Here is a 23,694-nt window from a genome sequence, read left to right as displayed (position 1 = left end):
CTATCACTCGATTGGTTCGATATTAACTGAAAGTCTTCCACCATCCCAGCTATCGTTTCCATCCGGATCAATAGCAAACATGATTATATCACCCGCACTAACATCGAATTCTTGATAAAAGCCTCTGCTTCTTTCGGAATCAAAGTTCCCCTGAGTGTCTCCTCCAATCCACTCTTTTTCTTCTCCATTTAAAAAGATTCTCATACATGTTCCATTTGCATCAGGATCATCACTATTTGCAAACTTAACATATTCTCCACTGACTCTCACACTTCCATCCTGAGCTACAATCCACATGTATGCTGCATTTCTCCAGTTTCCCGGTTCAACGAAATCCCTCTTGAGTTCAGGCTTTCCGTCATTGTAATATCTTTCTGCATCCGGATCATATGTCAGCTCGCTGAAGTTTTTACCATCCCAGTCACACATTCCATAGTGCCATCCATCAACGCCCTGCTCACCAAACGCATCGTACAGGCAAGTGCTGTTGGTTCTGTCTTCAGTTCCTTCACCACTTGGGTCTTCAGGATCCACTACAGGATCACCTCCCGGTGTTGTCGGATCTACCGGCTGCTGCTCCCCAGGCTTTACTGCAGGATCAGTGGTGCCATTTTCTCCAGGCTTATCCGTTGGTTCTTCTCCGCTGTCAGGAACCTTGTCGGCATCTTCGATAGTTACGGTAAGTCGTCCACCATCATAGCTGTCATTTCCGTCAGGATCCACAGCAAACATTACTATATCTCCTGCATGAACAACATACTCTTCCTTGAACTTAACCTCGACTTCAGAACCAAAGTTCCCCTGCGTATCTCCACCAATCCACTTCTTTTCTTCGCCGTTAATGAATATTCTCATGCAGACGCCATTGGCTTCAGGGTCGGTATCATTAGCAAATTTTGTATAGCTTCCTTTGACTCTTATCTTACCTGTTTCTGCAACTTCCCACTGATATGCAGCATTTCTTCCGTTACCTGGCTCAACAAAATCTCTCTTAAGCTCAGGCTTTCCGTTATTATAGTATCTTTCTGCTTCTGGATCATAACTTAACTCTTCAAAGTTTTTACCATCCCAGTCGCACATTCCATAATGCCAACCATCAACACCTTGCTCACCAAACGCATCAAAAAGGTTTGTGCTATTAGTTCTTGTTTCCTCACCGGCAGGTTTTTCTTTTACCTCATAGGTACTAACTGACAGTTTTCCTGCATCATATGAAATATTCCCCTTTGCACCAATCACAAAGGACAAAATATCGCCCCTCTTTACCTCAAGCTCAGTAAGCATGAAATCTACTTTACTGTCATTTCCATCGCCCTGTAGTACAGGAACATCTTCTTCCTTCAAAACTTCGCCATTAAGATATATCTTAAACGCTACACCATCAGGATAATCCGGATTCTCATCGTTGTGTCCAAACTTAGTGTAGTCTCCAAGTACATCTATCTTGCCATCTTCATATACTACCCACTGATAGATTGCAGCTTTTTTCTCGCCGGGATGAACGAAATCCTTTTTCATCTCAAGATTATTATTGGTTGGTGATACAAAAGCTGTCTTGTCATCATTTGTATACGTAAGTACTCTTGCAGTTTCAAGGTCACTTCCTTCAAGGAACCACCATCCATCATGTCCCTGCTCAATCTTATCCAGGTTTCCTAAAACAGTGTTGTTGGTCCTAACTTCATCACCCAGGCAAACCTTTTTAACATTTGAATCTGCAATATCAATTTCAAGTCTTCCGCCATCCCAGGCATTGTTCTTGTTGCATCCAATGTCGAATGTGAGTATATCGCCTTTTTTAACCTTAAGCTTCTTGATATCGATGTCTCTTGTATTGTTATTACCTTCGCCCTTAGAGCAATTGCACTCTGTCTTAAAAAGACTTGTATTATTCTGGAATACTTCTACAGTTACACCGTCTGGCCAGTTTTCATTGGGATCCTGATGTCCAAACTTCACGTATTGGCCTGTCACATCGATTTCTCCATCTGCTGCCACAACCCACTTGTACATTGCATCAGCGTTAAGTCTTGGCTGAACAAAGTCTTTTTTCACTTCAAGATTCTTTAATTTTCTGGAGACATACCCTGTATCATCAGCTGTTTTCTTTGAAAGGACTTCGGCCTTATCTATGCTTCGGCCCTCGCAGTAATACCATCCATTGCTTCCCTGCTGGCCAAAGTCATGGGCAAGGTTAGCATAGTTGACGCCACTTTCGTTTACCATCTTTGTAGTTTTTATTTCAGAATCTTCTATTACAAAAGTAAAATTGCCGCCATCATACGCTGTATTCTGTCTGCCATCAACCAAAAGAGTGATAGTATCTCCCTCTTTTACCTCAACACCTTCTTCATAAAACTTCTCAGTGACTTTCTCGTCTGTAAGTGGCTTGAACTCTTCCTTATCCAGCTCTTCATCATTTTTGAAAAGATATACTGTCACACCATCGGGCCAGTCAGGATTTTTGTCTTCATTGAGAAGCTTTGTATAAGATGCCATGATATCAATCTTTCCATCCTGGGCTGCAACCCATTTTACATTTGCTGATCTTCCTTTGTTAGCAGGCATTATATAATCACGTTTTATCTCTATTCCGTCCAGTGTGACAAATTTTTCGTAGTTTATAAAGCGTTCAACATTCACAGCAAAAGAAGGCTTTAAGTAATAACCTGACTGGAAACACCAGCCATTATCACCCTGGTCATCAAAATCATCCTGAAGAGATGCGTTATTTGTTCTGCCATTTCCTTTAGCTACAACGTCCTCTTCGGTCTTTCCCACAAGTGAAGTTAAGCCCTTTATAGAAAACTCAAATTTTCCTGCATCATAGGCATTGTTTTCCTTACCATTCACAACCATAGTGATATAGTCGTCTTTTGAAACATCCACAGACTCAACATCAAGTCTTTTGGTTATCTCAGTATTTCTGTCTGCTGCAAATTCCTGCTGTGCCAGAATTGTATTGTTGTGATAAAGCGTTACTCTCGTCCCATCAGGCCAGTCTGGATTTTTATCCTCATTCTTAAGCTTTGTATAAGAAGCATCAATCCTGATTTTTCCGTCCTGTGCTACTTTCCACTTGATTACTGCTGACTTGCCTTTTCCGGGATTTACAAAATCTCTTTTTATCTCAAGTCCTCTGGAATCAATATATCTTTCGTCATCAGCTTCATATCTTCGCATGTTGTATGCCACAAACGGTGCATCACCTGTGCTTTCCTGATAAAACCAGCCATTCTTTCCAGGTTCGCCAAAATCATATTTCACATCGGCAAAGTTCTGCCTTGTCTCGCAGTCATCTATAGATATATCGTTTTCAGTAGTTGCGTTAGTGAGATCAAAAATAGAAAACTCGTACTTTCCTGCATCATAGGCGTTGTTTTCTTTTCCATTTATGACCATTGAGATATAGTCGCCTTTTTTTACAGCTAAGGACGCAACATCCATTCGCTTTGTAATTTCCTGCTGCCTGTCCGGTGCAAATTCCTCCTGGGCAAGGACCTTGTCGTTGTGATAAAGTGTAACTCTCGTTCCATCAGGCCAGTTTGGATTTTTGTCCTCATTTTTCAATTTAGTGTAAGAAGTACTAAGTTTAATTGTCCCGGTCTGCGCAACCTTCCATTTGATCACTGCAGACTTCCCCTTTCCGGGATTAACAAAGTCATTTTTTATTTCCAGATAGCTGCTGTCAAAATATCTGTACTCTTTTTCATCGAAAGTACGCATATTATAGACTTCAGAAGGGTCATCCCCATAGCCTTCCTGATAGAACCAGCCATTTTCCCCCTGCTTTCCGAAATCATATTTGACATCTGCACAGTTTTCCCTTGAAGCATCTCCTTCTATGACAATATCTTTTTCTGTGGTGACATTAGTTCTGTCAAGTATCGATATATCAAAGCATCCTCCATCATAGGATGCATTCTGATTGGCATCTACAACAAAATATAGCCTGTCGCCGGTGCTTACGCTTATATCCTTCTGTCTGAAGGAAATCTCATTTGTCCCTTTCTTAGGTGCATACACCTTCTGAGAAAAGAGCTTTTCACTATTTTTATATATAGAAACTGTTACGCCATCAGGCCACTCAGGGTTGCCATCGTTTTGTTCAAACTTTGTATAAGTCGCCCTTACTTCTACAGCGCCGTCAATAGCTGGCTGCCAACAGAGCATTGCTGCATCATTTATTGCCGGGTGGATAAAAAACTGACTAATGGAAAGATTTGGAGATGTGGCATTCATATACTCTCCATTCTTTTCAGTGGAAACAAGTTTTGCCTCTCCTACACTTTTTCCACACATGTAGGTCCATCCATTATTTCCCTGGTTGCCAAAATCATCGATAGAATAAGCATTGTTATCTATCCTCGTCACATCTTTTTTGACACCCATAACCTGTGAATCAACATCAGCTATTGAAATGTACAAAGAGCCGCCATCATAAGCATTGTTCATGTTTGGATCCACGACGAAATAAAGACTCTCCAGCTCTTCCACATGCAAAGACTTTAATGACTCCTCTACAACTTCCTCTTTATCAGTCTTGGCATCAACCTTATATCTGCCTATAGCCTCGTCTCCCTTATACACATAGAGCGTAACTCCATCCGGATACATTGGGTTTTTGTCATTATTTACGTTTTTAACATAAGTAAGATCTATGTTTATCTCACCGGCTTTAGCTGCTCTCCATTCAAGAATGGGGGCTGTCTCCCCTGCAGTGTGGATAAAATTGGACTTAACTTCAAGGCCGTTTTGTCCAATCTGGTAATATCTTTCTCCATCAAAAGACTCCAGTCTTTTTGACCTTGCAGGATCCTGAGATGATCCGTACCTGTAAAACCAGCCATTAGTCCCCTGCTCACCAAAGTCCGCTACGTTAAATGCATTGTTTGTACGATTCTCATCATCAATAAATTCCGGTTCGGAATAGGCATCAGAAGTAAAAGATGAAGGCCATTTACTTGCAAATGTCATTATCTCATTCTCTACCACTTCCACTATTGGCTGCGGATTCTCTTTTGCTATGATAAATGTTGCAGACCCTGCAAAAACTGCTGCCCCAGCCAGAATTCCTACAGTTGCAATTTTATGCTTTGCTACCATTCCTACAATACTTTTTATATCCACTCCCATATGCTTCCTCCCAAAAGCAGTTCTACTTATATGCTCTAATGTTGTCGAATTTTACTTTTGTTCCAACACCAAACACTCCCCAGTCTGATCCCTGCGACATATACATCCTTGTTGTGAAAGCCATTTTCTCATTGACATACATGCAGACAACACCATCTGAAACCAGCATGGAGACATCAAGCTGATCCGATCCTGAAATATCGAAATCGACATAGGACTGTGCCTTTCTCTCCATGATGTTTTCGCCGTTGTAAAACTCAATTCTGTTTGTTGCCCCATTAAATATGATGTTCAATCTCCCCACATTTTCATCATTGGTGTTGAAGCAAAAACCAAACATGCCGTCCTTATCGAATTCCTTTATGGTTGTCTTTATGAGATAACTCCCCAGAAGGTCCTTGAACCCTGCCATCTCATACTGATCTCCTGCAAAAGAGATACTGCCCTCTTCAGCCGATGTAGTTTCTGTCATTTTTAACGGCTCTACTGCCAGTTCATTAGAAAAGAGCTCCTCGACTTTTGGATTTAATACAGGAAAAAGGCTGCCATCTTCATTCTGTCTCAAAAGATGTGTGACCATATTTCCGCCCCAGTCATAGTCCTCTGAGTCTGCGTGCTTCTTTTTTGTTCCATTCCAGCCTACGACATAGAGATTATCCCCATCTGTCTCCATTCGGCCGGCGTAAAATCCATTACAGTCAAAAATATCCTGATCAGGAATTGTAAATGGTCCATCGATACTGTCCGCTATTCTGTAATGCACCAGCCTGTTTGGCCACTGATCAGAAAATGCCAGATACCATTTTCCCTTATATGTAAGAAGTGATGGACATTCCAGATTCGAATCCGTCCCCATGTCATTTTCAAAGAACACGCCGGCATCTTCCCAGCTCTTTAGATCATCTGATGTGAACCTGGCTATAACTCCTATGTTGTCCTTTCTTGTGGCTACCAGCATGTTATAAAGGCCATCTGATTCTACATAGTATACGTAAGGGTCTCTGAAATCGTTTTGTGCATAATTATCACCAGCATACAGCGTATCCTCTGGAATTTTTTCCCAATTCTCCATGTCTGGACTTACGGCATGCATGACTGCTTCTTTTGGCTCAAACATATCATTATGTCCAGTATAAAAAGCATGGTACTGGCCATCCTTCCCCTTAATAACTGATCCGGTACCAAGCGCTATATCCTGATCTTCAACAGATTCCCCATAATTTATGACAACTCCTTTGTCTTCATAAGAAGAGAAATCTGTAGTCTTTATAAGTCCCCAGGGGTGATACCCCTGTTTACCATCCCTTTGATCAGCCAGATAGAATACATTGTATGTCCCATCGTCATAAAAAGGCATTGTATCACCTACAAGGCCCTCCACCGATGCAGGAAAAATCACATGATCTTCTATGCTCTCCCCCAGGTAGTTTTCTTCTTTAGTTTCCACAGTATCCACTACTTCTTCATTCGTTTTTTCTGCCCCACATCCAACACTTGCCACAGCGAGAATGCCAACCAATACCAAAGTATTTAACCGTTGCATAATTCCTCCTTTGGTGCTTTTGCACTATCTTTTGACAGATTCAATATAGCATTATGTTTCATTTGTATCAATACAAAAGTGCATATGCCTCACATTTTCGTAAAATACTACATTTTTTCCGTTTTATTTTTTGTTTAATATGCACACTTGTTTCTCCAGGAATGTTGCATTTGACACATTCATATAGCTAAGATATGATATTTTAAGGTCCGACTTTAATTGATTGGGGATACATTATGAGTAAAAGAGTTACTTTACAAGAAATAGCAGATGCTCTCGGAATGTCCAGAAATACTATATCCAGAGCACTTAACAATTCCGGAAGCGTATCCATTGAGACCAGAAACAAGATATGTCAGATGGCAACAGCAATGGGATACAAACAGTTCAATCTGGTTGACACAGCCGTCAACCCTTCCACGTCACTGCCTGCCGCAAATAGCGGAAAAACAGAGATTGCACTGCTTACACATGCTTTTCCCGGAGCTTCGCACTCAGGAAACAAGCTCCTTGAAGCATTTCAAAACAGGATCGATTCTTTGGGGTACAAGCTTTCAATTAATATAATCAAGGATACTGACATTGATAACTTAACCCTTCCTACCAATATAAATCCTGATAATATTGCGGGTATTTTCTGTATAGAAATGTTTTCTGACAAGTACAGTAAATTCCTGTGCGATCTAAATATTCCTATTCTTTTTGTAGACACACCTCTTGTGCAAAAAATATCACTAAATGCAGACACACTCTACATGGAGAATATCACAAGCGTTTATCGCCTCGTAGACTCTTTTATCCAGGAAGGAAAAAAGAACATTTCTTTTGTAGGCGACAGATTTCACTGTCAGTCTTTTTACGAAAGATGGCAGGCATATGTTTCAGCAATGACTGACAACGGAATCAGTATCGAAACCGGCAACAGTATTTTGGAGGATGACTCCATGCCTTACCGTGACATTGACTGGCTTGCTGATAAGATCAGAGCTTTAAATAAAAGGCCGGAGGTTTTCTTTTGCGCCAACGATTTCCTTGCCATATGCACAATTAAAGCCCTTAGAAAACTAGGCTTAAATGTACCTGATGATGTATTGGTATGTGGCTTTGACAATGCACCTGAGGCAACAATTATTGATCCGGGTTTAACAACAGTAAAAATACACAGCAGTTCAATGGGATATATTGCCGCAGATATTTTACTTTCACGAATTGCCAATCCGCATACTCCATATAAAAAGACCTATATAGAAACCGACATAATCCTTCGTGAGTCCACAGGCTCAGTGCACATATCTGTCTGAATCAAACATTAGCTCAATCATCTGTTAATAGAATGTTAACTTGTAAGGATGCGCCCGGTGTGCATATAATAACTTCATGGGTTTAGTAGTTTATATTGAAGATTGGAGTAGTTATGACAAATAACAGAGACGACGAATTTGATTTCAGAGAAGTCAAAGACGGCGAGGAATCCGAAGTTGTGGATACTACAACTGATTCAGCTGCCTCTGACGATAAATCTGATAATACATCGAATAATAATGAAGAAAAAACTGAATACGAAGATGTCTGCTTTGTCTGCAGACGTCCTGAAAGCAAAGCTGGCAAGATGTTCCATCTTCCAAACAACATCTGCATCTGCAATGACTGCATGCAGAAGACCATGGATACTGTAAGCCAGTTTGACTATCAGAATCTTTTGAACAATCCAAATCTCATGAATGAGCTCAACAAGAATCAGAATGGATTCCCAGGATTTGGATTCTTTAACATGGACAACAACAATGGTTTTAACATGGGTGGCATACCAAACTCTCAGAAGATCAAGAAAAAAAGCGAGAGCAAGGTAAAACCTGCTTTTGACATCAAAAACATCCCTGCTCCTCACAAGATCAAGGCTAAACTTGATGAGTATGTTATCGGCCAGGATCAGGCCAAAAAGGTTATGTCTGTAGCAGTTTACAATCACTATAAGAGAGTAGCCACAGACACAATGGATGACATTGAAATTGAGAAATCAAACATTCTTTTACTGGGCCCAACAGGAAGCGGAAAAACTTACCTTGTAAAAACTCTTGCAAAGCTCCTTGATGTGCCGCTTGCAATCGCAGATGCCACATCACTTACAGAGGCAGGATACATCGGCGATGATATAGAAAGTGTTGTTAGTAAGCTCCTTGCTGCAGCAGGCAATGATGTAGAAAAGACTGAGCATGGAATTATCTTTATCGATGAAATAGATAAGATTGCCAAGAAAAAGAACACCACATCCAGAGATGTAAGCGGCGAGTCAGTTCAGCAAGGCATGCTCAAACTCCTTGAAGGCTCTAACGTTGAAGTACCTGTAGGCGCCGGCAGCAAAAATGCCATGGTTCCTCTTACCACAGTAAACACCAGAAATATCCTGTTTATCTGCGGCGGTGCTTTCCCTGATCTTGAAGAGATCATTACACAGAGACTTAATAAGCAGACATCAATTGGTTTTGATGCTGATCTTAAGGATAAATATGAAGATGACCCTAACATTCTTTCTAATGTTACAGTCGAAGACCTTAAGAAATTTGGAATGATTCCTGAGTTCCTTGGAAGACTTCCTATTATCTGTACACTTCAGGCTCTTACAAAGGATATGCTTATCCAAATATTAAAAGAGCCTAAGAATGCGATACTTAAGCAGTATCAGAAGCTCCTTGCGCTTGATGAAGTTGATCTTCAGTTCGATGACAGCGCACTTGAAGCTATCGCAGAAAAGGCACTTGAAAAAGATACCGGAGCCAGAGCTCTACGTGCCATCATAGAAGAATTCATGCTTGATATCATGTATGAGATTCCAAAGGATGAGAACATTGGACGTGTAACCATCACAAGAGACTACATCGATGGCAAAGCCTCTCCTCTCATAGAGATCCGCGGTGATTCCATCCAGCCAAAGCTCCCTGTATTTAACACTGAGCAGGCCACATCAGTATAAAGACAAAAAAAAGATGCTGTGAAAAATGAAATCATTTTTCACAGCATCTTTTTATTATCATTAGTGTCCGCCGCCCTGCTGCTGGCTGTTGCCACCATTCTGTCCATTCTTGTCATCTGGAAGTGCTGGCTGCTGCTGACCATTGTACTGGTTGTCACCTGATCCTGCTGCGTTAGAATCTGTGCTGCTTGATGTGCTGGCTGCTTCGCCAAGTGTTACATCAAGAGTTACCTCTGTGTAGCCTGAATCGCTCTGTCTCATTACAGTAATTGAAACAGTTGTGCCTTTTGCGTAGTACTCAAGTCTGCTCTGAAGATCATCCATTGATGTGATCTCTTCTCCATCAAAGGAAATGATAACGTCGCCACTCTTAATACCTGCATCGGCTGCTCCGCCGCCTTCATATACATCGTGAACAAGTACTCCAAGAGGAATACCATATACTTCATGGATCTCTGAAGGAACGCTTACACCTGAGATTCCAATGTATCCTCTGTCTTCCTCAGATACCTTGCGTTTTGTCTCTTCGTTCATGAGCTTATCGATGATAGGCTTTGCTACTGAAATAGGAATAGCATATCCCATACCTTCTACTGTATCTCCGCCAATCTTGTTGGAGTTGATACCAATAACTTCGCCCTGAATGTTCAAAAGAGCTCCACCTGAGTTACCAGGGTTGATAGCTGCATCTGTCTGAATAAATGTATGTGTAACGCCTTCTTCAGTTTCAACCTCTCTGTTAATAGCTGAAATAACACCTGTTGTAACAGACTGGCCATAACCAAGTGCGTTACCGATTGCTATTGCAGGTTCGCCAAGTGTAAGTGAATCGCTGTCTCCAAGAGTTGCAACCTTGATTGAGTCAAGTGTGTCTGATGAAACCTCATCGATCGATACGGCAATTACTGCAAGGTCCATATCTGAATCTGATCCCTTAACAACGGCCTCCACTGATGAGTCGTCATTGAAGATTACTTCAAGGGAATCTGCACCCTCTACAACATGGTAGTTAGTTGCGATCAAAAGCTCTGTATCATTCTCACCTACAATAATACCACTGCCTGAAGCTGTAGCTTCCTGTGTCTGTGTGTATCCAAAGTAGCTTGCTGATGCTGTGTAGTTATTATGAATGATAACCATTGCAGGCATCACTTCTTCAACAACTTCTGTTACATCTGTTACAACTACTGATGTAGCTGCGCTGGTTGTTGTAGTTTCAACCTTTTTCTCTGTAGACTGCTCTGTTTCTGTGTTCTCAGAGTTATCTGCAGTCTGTGTTTCTTCTTTTGTCTGATCTTCAGTTACTTCCTGAGATTTTTCACTTGAAGCTAAAAGTGAAATGTGTCTTGAATATGCATAATATCCTGCACCAATACCTCCAACTACCAATGCAAGTATTAAAACTGCTGCAATAACAATTGCTGCTGTGTTTTTCTTTTTAGGTGGTTTGGGTGGTTCAGGTGTACTTCCAAAATTATTTCCACTATACTGATATGTTCCATATGTCTGCTGACCATTTCCATATCCGTATGAATTCTGACCGCCATATGAATTCTGATTATTTACATAATTATTATTTACATATCCATTTGAAGAAGTACTTTGTTGCCCGTATCCAGATCCATAACTATAAGATCCATAAGAATTGTTCTGTCCGCTTTTATCATCTTCAAACATCTCTATTACCTTCTTCCTTTCTTTTTATGAAATTCAGTATAGTTTTATTCTGTGACGGAATTGTGTTCAATTTATAATATAAAAATAATATTTTTTTATAATTTGACAATACCCTTGAAAAGAAATTTCACATAATAATAAGAAAAATCTCACATGCGCCGCCTTGTCAGCAGAGCATGTGAGAATCATTCTCAATAGTCTTCTTCTATTACTTGAATTTCCATATAGTCAAAAGGTACATCTTCAATAAATGCATCCTTGGTAAATCTGCACTTGGCATGAATCTGAAAATCTCTAACTATAGGCTTAAGCCATATGGGCTTTGAAAGATCCATTTCATAGCAGGCCTTCTCTATTGAATTCATGACTTTATGTGTTCTGCTGTCTACTGTATCATCACACACAACCATGTCTTTGATCAGGTGATTGTCATCTATAAGTTTAACCCACAACCGAAACATCAGTGAATACCCCGCTGTCTTTAAGTCCTTTCAGGAAAGCTTCCCTGGAGCGGTTTATTATAAGCTCCTGCGGAAAATCTATGCTTTCGAGCATATTTACAGCTTTATCCATATGACCTATCTCGATAGAAATATGTGCATCAGTGTTTATACAGATGCTGACGCCAAGCTCTGCGCATCTCTCTGCAATCTTTCTGCAAAGCTCTTTGTGATGTCCTTCAAAAGAAAAACTGTGTTCATTGATCTCTATCGGCTTATGGAGTTCTTTTGCCCTTAAAAGAACTTCATCAAGTTCAAAGGGAACTCCTGCCCTTCCAATATGTCCAATAAAGAACACCTTGGGATTCTCAAGAGCATTTATGTACATCTGGGTATTCCTTGCAATAGACTCACCTATCGTGTGTCTCTTGGCATGGACACTTGCAATGACATAATCACATCTGTCAAAAACCATCTTCTGTAAGTTCTGAGGTGGGTCGTATGTATCACCTATAGTTGATTTTAACACCTCAATATCGTGGCCAAACAAGTGACCTTCCATGTCAACAATGTCTGCTTCACAACCTCTTAAAAGTGTAACCCCCTGCCAATTTCTTGGCCACATATTGGTACAAAAGAGATACTGATAATTCTTAACCTCTTTGTAATCCCCAAACAGCATGTCACTGAAGTGATCTGTGCTGCCCAAAAGCGTCATACCCGCTTCCTTCGCTGCTCGTACATTTTCTTCAATAGTTGAATACGCATGTCTTGAATAAAATGTATGAGTATGTGTGTCACACTCAATTTTGTACATTATAAAACCTCATTTAAATCTTTAATCGTCGTATCCATTTGGATTCTGGCTCTGCCATCTCCAGGAATCAGCGCACATTTCCTTGATTCCGTTCTGAGCCTTCCATCCAAGTTCTTTTTCTGCCTTATCAGCATTGGAGTAGCATGTAGCGATATCGCCGGCACGTCTCTCCTTGATAACATAAGGAATCTTAACTCCTGTAGCAGCTTCAAAGTTCTTTACAATGTCAAGAACACTGTAGCCCACACCTGTTCCAAGGTTGTAGATGTTAAGTCCGCTGCCCGGTTCAAGCTTCTTAAGAGCCTTAACATGTCCGAGAGCAAGGTCTACAACATGGATATAATCGCGGACACCTGTTCCGTCCGGAGTATCATAGTCATCACCAAATACGTTGAGCTGTGGAAGCTTTCCAACGGCAACCTGTGTGATATAAGGCATCAGGTTGTTAGGAATTCCGTTAGGATTCTCTCCGATTGTTCCGCTCTTATGTGCTCCGATAGGATTGAAGTATCTAAGAAGAACAACGTTCCACTCTGGATCTGCCTTCTGGATATCTGAAAGGACCTGCTCAAGCATTGACTTTGTCCAACCATAAGGGTTTGTGCATGTTCCCTTAGGGCACTCTTCAGTGATCGGAATAAATGCAGGGTTGCCATATACTGTTGCTGATGAAGAGAAGATTATGTTCTTGCAGCCATGCTTTCTCATAACATCTACAAGTGTAAGAGTTCCTGTAATGTTGTTGTCATAATACTCCCATGGTTTCTGAACAGATTCTCCAACAGCCTTAAGACCTGCAAAATGAATTACGCTGTCAATCTTCTCACTTGAAAAGATCTTCTCAAGCCCTTCTCTGTCTCTTATATCTGCCTCGTAAAATGGTACCTTCTTACCTGTAAGTGCTTCTATTCTTCCAATTACTTTTTTACTGGAGTTTGCAAGGTTATCCATGACTACTACATCGTAGCCTGCATTCTGAAGTTCTACTACTGTATGTGATCCAATATAACCTGCTCCACCTGTTACAAGAATTGCCATAATTTGCCTCTTTCTACATCTTGTACATGAGTCAAAGTATTTTGCGTCCTCATGAAGATAGTTTAAATATATCTTTTTATGAATATATTAAAAATAGACTGAGAGGAATACAACCTTTATTTGTTATATTAACCTGTCTTTTTGTTAACTACCTTTTCTTATAGTTCTATGCCACACTTCTTGCAGAGCTCTCTTGCGGACTCTACTGAGTCGATTCCTTCTTTGTTTTTGATAGGTGCGAACTCATACTCTCTTACTACTTCGTATGGAAGACAGCTGTCGAGTTCGTGGATCATATCAAGAACGAGCTGCTCGAACTTGCATCCGTTTGGCTTCTCAGGCTTAACGAGATTAGCATTCTCATCGATGTATGGAATCTTCTTCTCAACTACGTGAAGAGGAAGTGTCTTTTTAGCAATCTCATTAAGTGCCTTCTCGTTAAAGAGATAGTTAAGGATTACTCCGTAGTTATATGCAGGATCACCATTCTCATCCTTGGCGTCCATCATTTCCTGTGAAAGCTCATAGTACTCAACGATTGATGGCTTGCCATCTTCAAGGCACATAACGCCAACCTTCTCATCAGGAGCGTTCTTTCTAACAACCTTTGCACCGCAGTCAACTGCTGCATTAACTGTAGCACCTACGAAGCAAGGATCTGCTATTCTCTGAAGAACGTTGTCTACTGCAAAGATATCGATCCATTCGATGCCCTCTTCTAAAATAAGGTCACGAAGACCAGCCTTGAGCATTGATGAATACCAGCCTGCATTTCCGTTAGGTGATGTGGAGATTCTGTTCTTGCCCTCCATATAAACCTTTCCTTCATAGTCAGAAGCAGGTGCCATGTCCTGTTTAAAGAATGTAACCTTCTCCTCAGGATATCCGAAATAGTTGTGTTCCTTAAGGAAGTTTATTGTTGCATCATTGTTCTTTTCACTTGTCATGATAAAGAGTCTTATGTATGTTCCACCGGCCTGCTTAACTGTATCAAGAAGGTTCTCGATAATTCTCTGAAAAATGTAAACATGCTTGGTAAGTCCGATATCATACATACCCTTTGGATTGTCAGAGCCAAGTCTTGTTCCCATTCCGCCTGCAAGGAGACAAGCTGCTACTTTTCCGGCTTTGATAGTCTCAACACCAATCTTTGTGAACTCTTCTTTTCTCTTTTCAATCTCAGAGATCTGCATTGCTGCAAGTGGAGCAAAGTTTCCTCTTCCCTCGCTCTTGCCAAGGTTCTTGCAGTTCTCAAGTACAGCAAAATCTGTCTCATCAATCTGCTGTAAAAGTTCCTTTTTCTCAGCCTCGCTGAGTTCATCGTAGTATTTAAGAACATGTTCCTGACCGAACTGTTCAAGTTTCTTTTTAGCTTCTTCGAAATTCATTAACGTTTCCCTCATCTTTCAAATTATAAAAACTCCAAGGAACATTTTAAGTGATTAGCAGACTTTTTACAAGGTGACAAAAAAGGCATACATACCACGTATTAAATGTGATATGTACGCCTTTAATATTTACGCTTAAATATTCGATAATTATCAGCCCGCTGTAGTTGAAGCAACTGCTGCAGCATCAGCCTCAGGTGCTGGTGCAGGAGCCGGTGTTCCCGGTGTCCAGCCTGCAGGATCAACTAAGATTCCGTTCTTATCAAATGTGCAGTTTACATTATCAAGAGGTACTGTCACAGATGTGAGCATCTTGCCAGTGTTGCCATCGAAGAATCTCCAGCCTTCTGCTGTCTGTACCCAGCCAAGTGTCATATGTCCGTCTGTTGGCTCAAGGTAGTAGGTTCCGTCTGCAATCTTTGCAAGTCCTGTTACCATCTTGCCGTCAGCTCCGAAGTAGTAGGACTGTCCGTCTATCACGTTCCAGCCTGTAACCATCTTGCCATCTGCTCCGAAGTAATATCTACTTGCTACATCTCCTGACCAGCCGGTCTGCATTACTCCGTCATCGCCAAAGAGGTAATTAGCTCCCTCTACAGTCTGAAGTCCTGCAAGTGCAGTGTGAGTCTCAGGATTAAAATAGAATCTCTGTCCCTGCTCGTTGGAGTACCAGCCGCTTATAGCAATACCATCTGCTCCAAACATGTACTTACCTGTTTCAAGTGCATGCATTCCTGTGAGCATTACGCCGTTTCCGTCAAAGAGGTAGAGGTTATTTCCAACCTGTGTAAGTCCAACATGCATTGCATAGTTATCATCAAAGAAGTGGATTCCGTCTTCTAACTGAACAAAGCCCTTCTGGCATACGCCGTCAGCATTGGCATAATAAACACCGGCTTCTCCAAGATTAAGGAGACCTGTGCATCTTACGCCGTTGGCATCAAAGTAAAAACGTGATCCGTCGATATCATTAAATCCAACTGCTGCAAGGCCGCCTTCAGCTGGCTTAAAGTAGTAGATACCGCTTTCATCCTGGAACCATCCAGTCTGAACAAATCCATTTTCATCCGTGTGGTATCTGCCATTTGCAAGATTAAGCCATCCGTACTGCTTACGGTAGTTGCTGTAATAATATACATGTCCGCCCCAGCTGTTGAAACCTTCTCCGATTATCCTGGAAAAATAGTCAACATAAAGGTGGTTAACATCTACTCTTGTAGGGATTCCTGAGTAAGAACCATGGCTGCTTGACTGCCACATTGCATACTCGCCTGCATAATCACAGGAAGAGTTGTACTGTGCAATCCATTTTGCAGAAGCTACATTAGGCATCCTGTTAAGAAACCAGTTTCTGCTTGCATATACCATTGTCTCATATCCGTTGGCATTGAGAATGCCGCAAAATGTGTCGGCAATTGCCTGAAGCTGCGCTGAGCTTAAGTTCTTTTGACAGGAATCTTCAATATCGATTGCTACCGGAAATGTTACTGTATATGGAGCTATCCATGCCAAAACCTGGTTAGCTTCTGCTGCTGCCGCCTCAGGTGTTGTCGCATAAGAATAAATATAGACACCTGTTCTCACACCTGCTGCATTAGCTCCGTTTATATTATTAGCAAACTGCTCATCAAGTCCTTTTTTGGTTGTGCCCACTCTGATCATGGCGAATCTGACGCCTGCTGCCCTGACCTGCTGCCAGTTGATCGCACCCTGATACTTAGAAACGTCGATACCAACTGCCACTTCCGGGCCGGATGCTCCTGCTGCGGCTGTGATTCCAAAGGCAGGAACAAAAGATAGGAATGCTATAACCGCTACTAGCAATCCCATAGAAAAAAAGATTTTTCTAGCTTTTTTCATTTAAATAAAACTCCCCTTCAACTTTTTTACAAAACTCTTAACATTTTAATTATAAAGGAAAAGCCACCTTGGAGCAACCTCCAAAGTGGCTTCTATTGTCAATCTGCTATACCCTATACATTACGCAAATGGGTTCTCTGTTGGGTATGGAAGTGATGCTGGCTGATTGTAACCAATTGTCTCAGCGCCAACATACTTAAATACTTCGTAAAGAGCCTTTCCAAAGTGACCAAATGCAACAGCACCATGGTGAGGGAAGTTCTGCTGAATAAGTACGTGTCTGTAGAATCTGCCCATCTCAGGAATAGCGAATACACCGATACCGCCGAATGATCTTGTTCCTACAGGAAGAACTTCACCCTGAGCTACATATGCACGAAGGTGGTTGTCTGATGTGCTCTGCAGTCTGTAGAATGTGATATCACCAGGAATGATATCGCCTTCAAGTGTTCCCTGTGTAACTTCTTCAGGAAGGTTTCTAGCCATGATTCTCTGGAACTTCATCTCGCAGCTTGAAAGCTTGCTTGTGCATGTATTTCCGCAGTGGAAGCCCATGAATGTATCTGTGTGCTTGTAATCAAACTTGCCCTTGATGCTCTCCTCATACATGTCAGCAGGAACAGAGTTGTTGATATCAAGAAGTGTAACAGCATCGTTACTGATGCATGTTCCGATGAACTCACTGATTGCGCCGTAGATATCTACTTCACAGGATACAGGAATTCCGCGACCTGTAAGTCTTGAGTTTACGTAGCAAGGAACGAATCCAAACTGTGTCTGGAATGCAGGCCAGCACTTACCAGCGATACATACATATTTCTTGCCGCCTCTGTGCTCTTCGATCCAGTCAAGAAGTGTAAGCTCATACTGAGCAAGCTTCTCAAGGATTTCAGGCTTCTTGTTGCCTGCACCAAGGTCTTTTTCCATATCTGCCTTAACTTCAGCGATTCTAGGATCTCCGGCATGTTTGTTGAAGCTCTCGAAGAGGTCAAGCTCTGAGTTCTCTTCAATCTCTGCACCCATGTTGTAGATCTGCTGAATAGGAGCGTTACAAGCAAGGAAGTTCATAGGACGAGGTCCAAAGCTGATAACCTTGAGGTCTCTAAGTCCAACGATTGCTCTTGCAATAGGAACGAACTCGTTGATCATCTTTGCGCACTCATCAGCTGTTCCAACAGGATACTCTGGAATGTATGCCTTTACTCCACGAAGGTGAAGGTTGTAGCTTGCGTTGAGCATACCGCAGTATGCATCTCCTCTGCCATCAATAAGGTCGCCCTGTGACTCTTCTGCAGCTGCGCAGAACATTACAGGTCCGTCAAACTTCTCAGCGAGAAGTGTCTCTGAAATTTCAGGTCCGAAGTTTCCAAGATATACGCAAAGAGCGTTACATCCTGCTTTCTTAACATCTTCAAGAGCCTCAAGTGTCTGAACTTCGCTCTCGATGATGCATACAGGGCACTCATAAACGTCCTTATCCCCAAACGCTTTCTTGTAGGCTTCAGCCAAAGCCTTTCTTCTGTTTACAGCAAGTGATGCTGGGAAGCAGTCACGGCTTACTGCAACAAGTCCAATTTTTACTTCTGGAATGTTAATCATAAAAATCCCCTTTCTCGCGTAAAACGCTTAAAACTTATATTGTTTTCCCCTAATTATTTTATTCGTATCTAAAATATTATCTGTCATTGATGACTAAAATACAATCTTGCAAAATGTAGAAAAACACTTCACTTTTTTATTCATATTGTACGCAATCAATGTCACAACTTAACATCAAAGCTTGCACACTTATGTCCTGTGAGCTCCTCAGAACGGGCATCAGGCTGCTGTGTTCCAAAATAGATTCTGAAGTTCTTGCCATATACCTTTCTCTCGCCATCTTCATTAACAGATGTGAAGGCCTTCTTATCAAGCTTTATTGTTACCTCTGTTTCTGCGCCTGCCTTAACATGTACTCTCTTAAATCCGCAGAGACGTGGATAAGTTGTGGCAAACTCAGAATCAAGATCCTTGATGTAAACCTGTACAACTTCGTCTGTGTCTACTTTACCATCATTTACTACTGTAACAGTAAGCTCTGCATCAAATGTATCAGGTTCACTACCATTATCCATATGTAAATGGTTGTCAGGCTTAACATAGCAGTCGCCGTATGTAAGACCATATCCAAAAGGATAAAGAGGTGTTCCAGTAAAGTATCTGTAAGTCCTGTTCTTCATTGAGTAATCTTTGAAGTCAGGAAGATCATCTGCTGACTTGTAGAAAGTAACAGGAAGCTTTCCTGAAGGTGATACATCACCAAAGAGGATATCGGCTACATCTTTTCCGCCTCTTGCTCCCGGATAAAATGCCTGTAGAACTGCATCTGCATCATCCTGAGCCTTTGAAAGATCTATTGCACTTCCGGCCATATCGATGACGATCGTAGGCTTTCCACACTCAAGTACTGAGTAAAGAAGCTGTCTCTGTGGAAGAGGAAGGCTAAGGTTTATCTTATCGCCTGATGCAAACTGGTTTCCTGCATCGCCTTCTTCACCCTCAAGGTTCTCATCAAGCCCAAGCACAACAACTACTACATCTGAGTAATCTGCAACTGCCTTAGCCTCTGAAAGTCTGTCAGGAAGGTTAGGATCAGATAGGTTACTTATATTGTCTTTGAAAATATCGCAGCCCTCTGAGTAAAGAACGCGGACATCTTCTCCAACCTTATCCTGGATCCCCTCAAGAACAGTGATATATCTTGAAGCTGTTCCGTGATAGTTTCCAATAAGTGACAATCTTGAGTTTGCGTTTGGTCCAACTACGCCGATAGTCTTTATCTTGCTCTTATCAAGAGGAAGGATTCCGTTGTTTTTCAAAAGAACTACTGACTCTTTTGCTGCTCTGTGTGCAACTTCAAGGTGCTCTTTGCACTCAACAACATCGAAAGGAATCTCATCATACTCTGTCTTATCAAACATGCCTAAAAGGAATCTTGCTGTAAAGAGTCTTTCACAGGAAGTAGTGATAGTCTCCTCACTTAAAATACCTGCTCTGTAGGCATTCATAATTTTCTGGTATGTACATCCGCAGTTAAGATCACAGCCCATTTCAAGCGCAAGCTTTGCAGACTCTTCAGGACTCTTTGTAACCTTGTGATTCTCATGGAAATCTTTTACTGCCCAACAATCAGATACGAAATGGCCTTCAAATCCCCATTTGCCTCTGAGTGTGTCAACCATAAGTGGCTTATTTGCACAACATGGTTCATCATTGGTTCTGTTGTAAGCACCCATGACTGCCTCTACACCGGCCTCTTTTACGCAAGCTTCAAAAGCAGGTAAATAGGTCTCTTCAAGGTCCTTTTTGGATGCCTTGGCGTTAAAGAAATGTCTTTCTCCCTCAGGGCCTGAATGAACAGCAAAGTGCTTGGCACACGCAGCTGCCTTCATATACTCTCCATCACCCTGAATTCCCTTAACAAAAGGAACTGCCAGGCTGCTTGTAAGGAATGGATCCTCTCCATAGGTCTCATGACCCCTTCCCCATCTTGGATCTCTGAAAATATTAACGTTTGGTGCCCAGAAAGTAAGGCCCTTGTAGATATCTCTGTCTTCTCTCTTAGACTGCTCGTTATACTTGGCTCTTCCTTCTGTTGCAATGATCTCACCGACTTCTTTCATCAGCTCCTCATCAAAAGCTGCAGCAAGACCGATTGCCTGCGGAAACATGGTAGCTGTACCGGCTCTTGCCACCCCATGCAGAGCCTCGTTCCACCAGTTGTAAGCAGGGATTCCAAGTCTGTCAATAGCAGGTGCGTCATAGCGAAGCTGAGATGCCTTCTCTTCAACTGTCATCTTAGCAACAAGCTCTTTGGCGCGCTTTCTTGCTTCTTGTCTATTCATAGCTATACCCCTTAAGATTCTTTTGTTTACCATATTTATTGTATAGGTGGAGCATTTAATTTTCTTACCATATTTTGCCTTTATTAGCTTAATTATTGTTGTTAGTTACACGCAGATTTTTATATGCAAAAAACAGCTGCCACAATTAAGTGACAGCTGCTCAAAATTTCTTTTGCCAATACTAATTATCTGATGTTCTCAGCATCGCCGTATGTAGCTTCCCATTTCTGAGTTCTCTCATCAATGATAGCCTGTCCGCCTGAACCAAGGTAATCAGCAACACCCTCATCCCAAACAGATTCGAATGCATCTACGCTTGCGCTCATAGCCTGATCATAGATCTGATCTCTCTTAGCTGAAAGTGTATCGCCTACGCCGCCTTCTGCTTCGATATCACCAGTCTTAACGTTGATACCTACTCTTGTATCTGTCTTAGCAATCTCGTTAGCTTTGATTACATCCTCAACATCGATTCCTGCATATGAATGAGCAAGAGTCTTCTCTGTGAGGTCATCAGATGTAAGGTGAAGACCATTACATGTGATTGTGTAGTCAATGTTCATACCAGAGTTCTGGATTGCATCGCCTGTTGCAGCAACGATCTCATATCCACCGTCATCAAGCTTGTTGCATGTAACACCTTCTTCACCAAGCTGTAAGAACTGGATTGTCTCAGGATCTGAGATGAAATCAAGGTAAAGCATTGATGCAAGAGGCTCATCGTTTGTTGCAGGGAAGAAGATCTTACGATCGATAGGGCCTGCAAGGAACTTGTTGTGTGTTCCGTTCTTGTCTTCGAATGGATCGATTGCTACGTACTTAGCGTCTTCGCCTACAAGTCTCTTAAGGTTAGCCTGGATTGAATCCTCACCGTTTCTGAAAGGATAATCCCAGTTGTGTGTGAATGCGCCAACATAACCAGCTTTCATCATGTCATCTTCTGTTGTGTCGCCTGATCCATAGATAGCGAAGTCATTCCACATAAGGCCTTCGTTGTACCACTGGTTAAGAAGCTTAACTGCTTCCTTTGTTCCGTTCTGTGTAAGCTTTCTGTCATCGAAGCCGTTTACATAGAACTCTTTGTCAGAGATAGCTGGGTCAATGAAAGACTCGATAAGAGTACCAGCTCTCCAACCTACATCGTAAGAAACTGAATAAGGAACCATCTTGTCAGCGTCTGCTCCAAGAAGTTCGCTTGCGTTGTCCTTGAATGCTACGAGCATGTCATGGAACTCCTGCTTTGTTGTAGGTTCTGCAAGACCAAGCTTATCAAGCCAGTCCTTACGAACGAATGTAAGGATTCTGTTCATGTTAGCAAGTTTTGCTTCTACAGCCCATGTCTGGCCGTTTTCAGGATCTGAATCCCAGTAAAGATTTGACTCACCGAGCCATGTCCAAAGGTTAGGAAGTTCATCCTTGTAATCATCGATGTAAGGTCTAAGATCAAGAACGCCTCCCATGTCAGCGTATGTCTTGATTGTAGGATATGAATAAGTTACACATACGTCAGGAGCTGTTCCGCCTGCAAGAAGGTTGTTGATCTCATCAACCTCTGTCCAACGAGGAACTGCTACGAACTCAACTTCTACGTTGTGCTTCTCAAGCATTCCCTTCTTGATGTAGTCTGTGTACACGTTGTTTGTTGGGTCTGATCCGCCGTCGTTACCGCGGTCATAAACCTCAACTGTGATGTGTCTTGTGTCTGCGAACTTACCATCTGTAAGTTCTGAAGCAACTGCTGGTTCTGTTGCTGTGTCAGCCTGAGTTGTCTCAGTCTGAGCTGCTGGTGCATCAGCGTTTGCTGGAGCACTCTCAGCGGCCTGTTCACCGCCCTGGCTACCGCATGCTGCAAGTGAAAGAGTCATTGCAGATGCAAGTAACATAGATAATACCTTTTTCCTCATAACATAACCTCCATTTATCTTTTGCCCCCGAAGGGGGAGTTAACTAAGGAAGTTCTGCTCTCACACTACGTGTGAGCCAGAACACGTTCGAACCAGATTCGAAAAAACCTCATCAGGTTCTCTCAGCTTATTCTTTTACCGCTCCAAGAGTAACTCCGTGGATAAAGTACTTCTGAAGGAACGGATAAATACACAAAATAGGAATAGTTGAAAACATAACTATTGCAGACTTAAGTGAATCCTTAAGACCAGGTGCTGAGAAACCTTCCTGTGTAGCAACTTCTACTGAATTGATGTTATTCAGAATATTGTAAAGAAGAAGCTGCAAAGGATAGAAATCCTTGTTTTTCATAAACATAAGAGCATCTGAATAACCATTCCAACGTCCTACAGCATAGAAAAGAGCAAGTGTTGCAAGAACAGGCTTTGACAATGGAATGTAAATTGACCAAAGGATCCTGAAGTATGATGCTCCGTCAATCTCGGCTGATTCTCTAAGTGACTCAGGTATTCCATAGAAGAAACTTCTCATGATGATCATGTTGTAAACGCTCATACAATATGGAACGATGAGTACCAGAGGATTATCAAGGAAGCCAATCTTCTGCATAAGCAGGTAGTTTGGAATAGTACCTGCAGAGAAGAACATTGTAATTGTGATAAAGATATTGATAATACCTCTGCCTTTTAAGTTTTCAAAGATCAATGGGTATGCACAGATCGTTGTCATAAAGAGTGAAAAGACTGTGCATATAACTGTCAAAACTACTGTCCATACAAATGCGTGAATGTATTTCACATCACCAAGAACTGTCTTGTAAGCGTCAAAGTTAAGTCCCTTAGGTAAAAGATATACTTCATGCCTTACAAGGAAGTCTGTACCTGAAAGTGATCTTGCCAAAAGGTTGATCATAGGAATTACACAGATAAGACTTATAAGTACACATATAAAAACGAAAACCCAATCCCCAACTTGTGTTTTGGTGGATCTTATAGTTCTACTTTCATCCATTTTATATATTCTCCTTTAAAATTA

At 41.7% G+C, this 23,694-nt stretch carries 14 protein-coding genes; 2 read left to right on the top strand and 12 right to left on the bottom strand.

The window, feature by feature from the left end; genetic code table 11:
- Positions 1 to 3: 3 nt before the first annotated feature.
- Both C4S54_RS02590 and C4S54_RS02585 read right to left on the bottom strand, forming a co-directional pair.
- On the bottom strand, positions 4 to 5,136 hold the full coding sequence (locus tag C4S54_RS02590; RefSeq protein ID WP_103868143.1) for a hypothetical protein: 5,133 nt from the start codon (positions 5,134 to 5,136) through the stop codon (positions 4 to 6).
- A 22-nt stretch (positions 5,137 to 5,158) separates the two neighbouring features.
- Entirely contained in the window at positions 5,159 to 6,679 is a 1,521-nt protein-coding gene (locus tag C4S54_RS02585) for a glycoside hydrolase family 32 protein (RefSeq protein ID WP_103868142.1), read from the bottom strand.
- 236 nt (positions 6,680 to 6,915) lie between these two features.
- Between C4S54_RS02585 and C4S54_RS02580 the strand changes: the two genes are divergently transcribed.
- Together C4S54_RS02580 and clpX are read left to right on the top strand one after the other, a co-directional pair.
- Positions 6,916 to 7,980, top strand: coding sequence for a LacI family DNA-binding transcriptional regulator (locus C4S54_RS02580; RefSeq protein WP_103868141.1), 1,065 nt, complete (start codon positions 6,916 to 6,918; stop codon positions 7,978 to 7,980).
- Between the two features lie 113 nt (positions 7,981 to 8,093).
- Positions 8,094 to 9,650 carry an ATP-dependent Clp protease ATP-binding subunit ClpX gene (clpX, locus tag C4S54_RS02575; protein ID WP_103868140.1) on the top strand — a complete coding sequence of 519 codons (1,557 nt, stop codon included), beginning with the start codon at positions 8,094 to 8,096 and terminating at the stop codon, positions 9,648 to 9,650.
- A gap of 60 nt (positions 9,651 to 9,710) precedes the next feature.
- Here clpX and C4S54_RS02570 read toward each other — a convergent pair whose 3' ends face one another.
- From C4S54_RS02570 to C4S54_RS02525, 10 genes are all read right to left on the bottom strand, one after another.
- A complete protein-coding gene (locus C4S54_RS02570) occupies positions 9,711 to 11,327 on the bottom strand; it encodes a S1C family serine protease (protein WP_103868139.1) in 1,617 nt (538 codons plus the stop codon).
- A 191-nt stretch (positions 11,328 to 11,518) separates the two neighbouring features.
- The gene (locus C4S54_RS02565) at positions 11,519 to 11,788 is read right to left on the bottom strand and encodes a hypothetical protein (RefSeq protein WP_022772435.1); all 270 of its coding nucleotides are present in this window, start codon (positions 11,786 to 11,788) and stop codon (positions 11,519 to 11,521) included.
- Positions 11,769 to 12,584, bottom strand: coding sequence for a phosphatase (locus tag C4S54_RS02560; RefSeq protein ID WP_103868138.1), 816 nt, complete (start codon positions 12,582 to 12,584; stop codon positions 11,769 to 11,771). Before C4S54_RS02560 ends, C4S54_RS02565 begins: the two co-directional genes overlap by 20 nt.
- 21 nt (positions 12,585 to 12,605) lie before the next feature.
- Positions 12,606 to 13,622: a UDP-glucose 4-epimerase GalE gene (gene galE / locus C4S54_RS02555; protein ID WP_103868137.1), complete on the bottom strand. Its 1,017-nt coding sequence runs from the start codon at positions 13,620 to 13,622 to the stop codon at positions 12,606 to 12,608.
- 158 nt (positions 13,623 to 13,780) lie between these two features.
- Positions 13,781 to 15,010, bottom strand: coding sequence for a UTP--glucose-1-phosphate uridylyltransferase (locus C4S54_RS02550; RefSeq protein WP_103868136.1), 1,230 nt, complete (start codon positions 15,008 to 15,010; stop codon positions 13,781 to 13,783).
- Between the two features lie 153 nt (positions 15,011 to 15,163).
- Positions 15,164 to 16,870: a GH25 family lysozyme gene (locus C4S54_RS02545; RefSeq protein ID WP_103868135.1), complete on the bottom strand. Its 1,707-nt coding sequence runs from the start codon at positions 16,868 to 16,870 to the stop codon at positions 15,164 to 15,166.
- Between the two features lie 120 nt (positions 16,871 to 16,990).
- The gene (locus tag C4S54_RS02540) at positions 16,991 to 18,469 is read right to left on the bottom strand and encodes an L-fucose/L-arabinose isomerase family protein (RefSeq protein WP_103868134.1); all 1,479 of its coding nucleotides are present in this window, start codon (positions 18,467 to 18,469) and stop codon (positions 16,991 to 16,993) included.
- A gap of 161 nt (positions 18,470 to 18,630) precedes the next feature.
- Positions 18,631 to 20,754 carry a glycoside hydrolase family 3 C-terminal domain-containing protein gene (locus C4S54_RS02535; protein ID WP_103868133.1) on the bottom strand — a complete coding sequence of 708 codons (2,124 nt, stop codon included), beginning with the start codon at positions 20,752 to 20,754 and terminating at the stop codon, positions 18,631 to 18,633.
- A gap of 185 nt (positions 20,755 to 20,939) precedes the next feature.
- Positions 20,940 to 22,658, bottom strand: coding sequence for an extracellular solute-binding protein (locus tag C4S54_RS02530; protein WP_103868132.1), 1,719 nt, complete (start codon positions 22,656 to 22,658; stop codon positions 20,940 to 20,942).
- A 127-nt stretch (positions 22,659 to 22,785) separates the two neighbouring features.
- Positions 22,786 to 23,670, bottom strand: coding sequence for a carbohydrate ABC transporter permease (locus tag C4S54_RS02525; protein WP_022772446.1), 885 nt, complete (start codon positions 23,668 to 23,670; stop codon positions 22,786 to 22,788).
- Between the last annotated feature and the right edge of the window lie 24 nt (positions 23,671 to 23,694).

Origin of the sequence: Butyrivibrio sp. Su6 (genome assembly GCF_900108105.1) — a bacterium.
Taxonomy (GTDB): domain Bacteria; phylum Bacillota; class Clostridia; order Lachnospirales; family Lachnospiraceae; genus Butyrivibrio.
This window is presented reverse-complemented; position numbering and strand designations above follow the sequence as displayed.

Excerpts from the sequence above, each read along its gene's own strand:
- C4S54_RS02590 (WP_103868143.1), bottom strand. The coding sequence starts at position 5,136 with ATGGGAGTGGATATAAAAAGTATTGTAGGAATGGTAGCAAAGCATAAA.
- C4S54_RS02585 (WP_103868142.1), bottom strand. The coding sequence starts at position 6,679 with ATGCAACGGTTAAATACTTTGGTATTGGTTGGCATTCTCGCTGTGGCA.
- C4S54_RS02580 (WP_103868141.1), top strand. The coding sequence starts at position 6,916 with ATGAGTAAAAGAGTTACTTTACAAGAAATAGCAGATGCTCTCGGAATG.
- clpX (WP_103868140.1), top strand. The coding sequence starts at position 8,094 with ATGACAAATAACAGAGACGACGAATTTGATTTCAGAGAAGTCAAAGAC.
- C4S54_RS02570 (WP_103868139.1), bottom strand. The coding sequence starts at position 11,327 with ATGTTTGAAGATGATAAAAGCGGACAGAACAATTCTTATGGATCTTAT.
- C4S54_RS02565 (WP_022772435.1), bottom strand. The coding sequence starts at position 11,788 with ATGTTTCGGTTGTGGGTTAAACTTATAGATGACAATCACCTGATCAAA.
- C4S54_RS02560 (WP_103868138.1), bottom strand. The coding sequence starts at position 12,584 with ATGTACAAAATTGAGTGTGACACACATACTCATACATTTTATTCAAGA.
- galE (WP_103868137.1), bottom strand. The coding sequence starts at position 13,622 with ATGGCAATTCTTGTAACAGGTGGAGCAGGTTATATTGGATCACATACA.
- C4S54_RS02550 (WP_103868136.1), bottom strand. The coding sequence starts at position 15,010 with ATGAATTTCGAAGAAGCTAAAAAGAAACTTGAACAGTTCGGTCAGGAA.
- C4S54_RS02545 (WP_103868135.1), bottom strand. The coding sequence starts at position 16,870 with ATGAAAAAAGCTAGAAAAATCTTTTTTTCTATGGGATTGCTAGTAGCG.
- C4S54_RS02540 (WP_103868134.1), bottom strand. The coding sequence starts at position 18,469 with ATGATTAACATTCCAGAAGTAAAAATTGGACTTGTTGCAGTAAGCCGT.
- C4S54_RS02535 (WP_103868133.1), bottom strand. The coding sequence starts at position 20,754 with ATGAATAGACAAGAAGCAAGAAAGCGCGCCAAAGAGCTTGTTGCTAAG.
- C4S54_RS02530 (WP_103868132.1), bottom strand. The coding sequence starts at position 22,658 with ATGAGGAAAAAGGTATTATCTATGTTACTTGCATCTGCAATGACTCTT.
- C4S54_RS02525 (WP_022772446.1), bottom strand. The coding sequence starts at position 23,670 with ATGGATGAAAGTAGAACTATAAGATCCACCAAAACACAAGTTGGGGAT.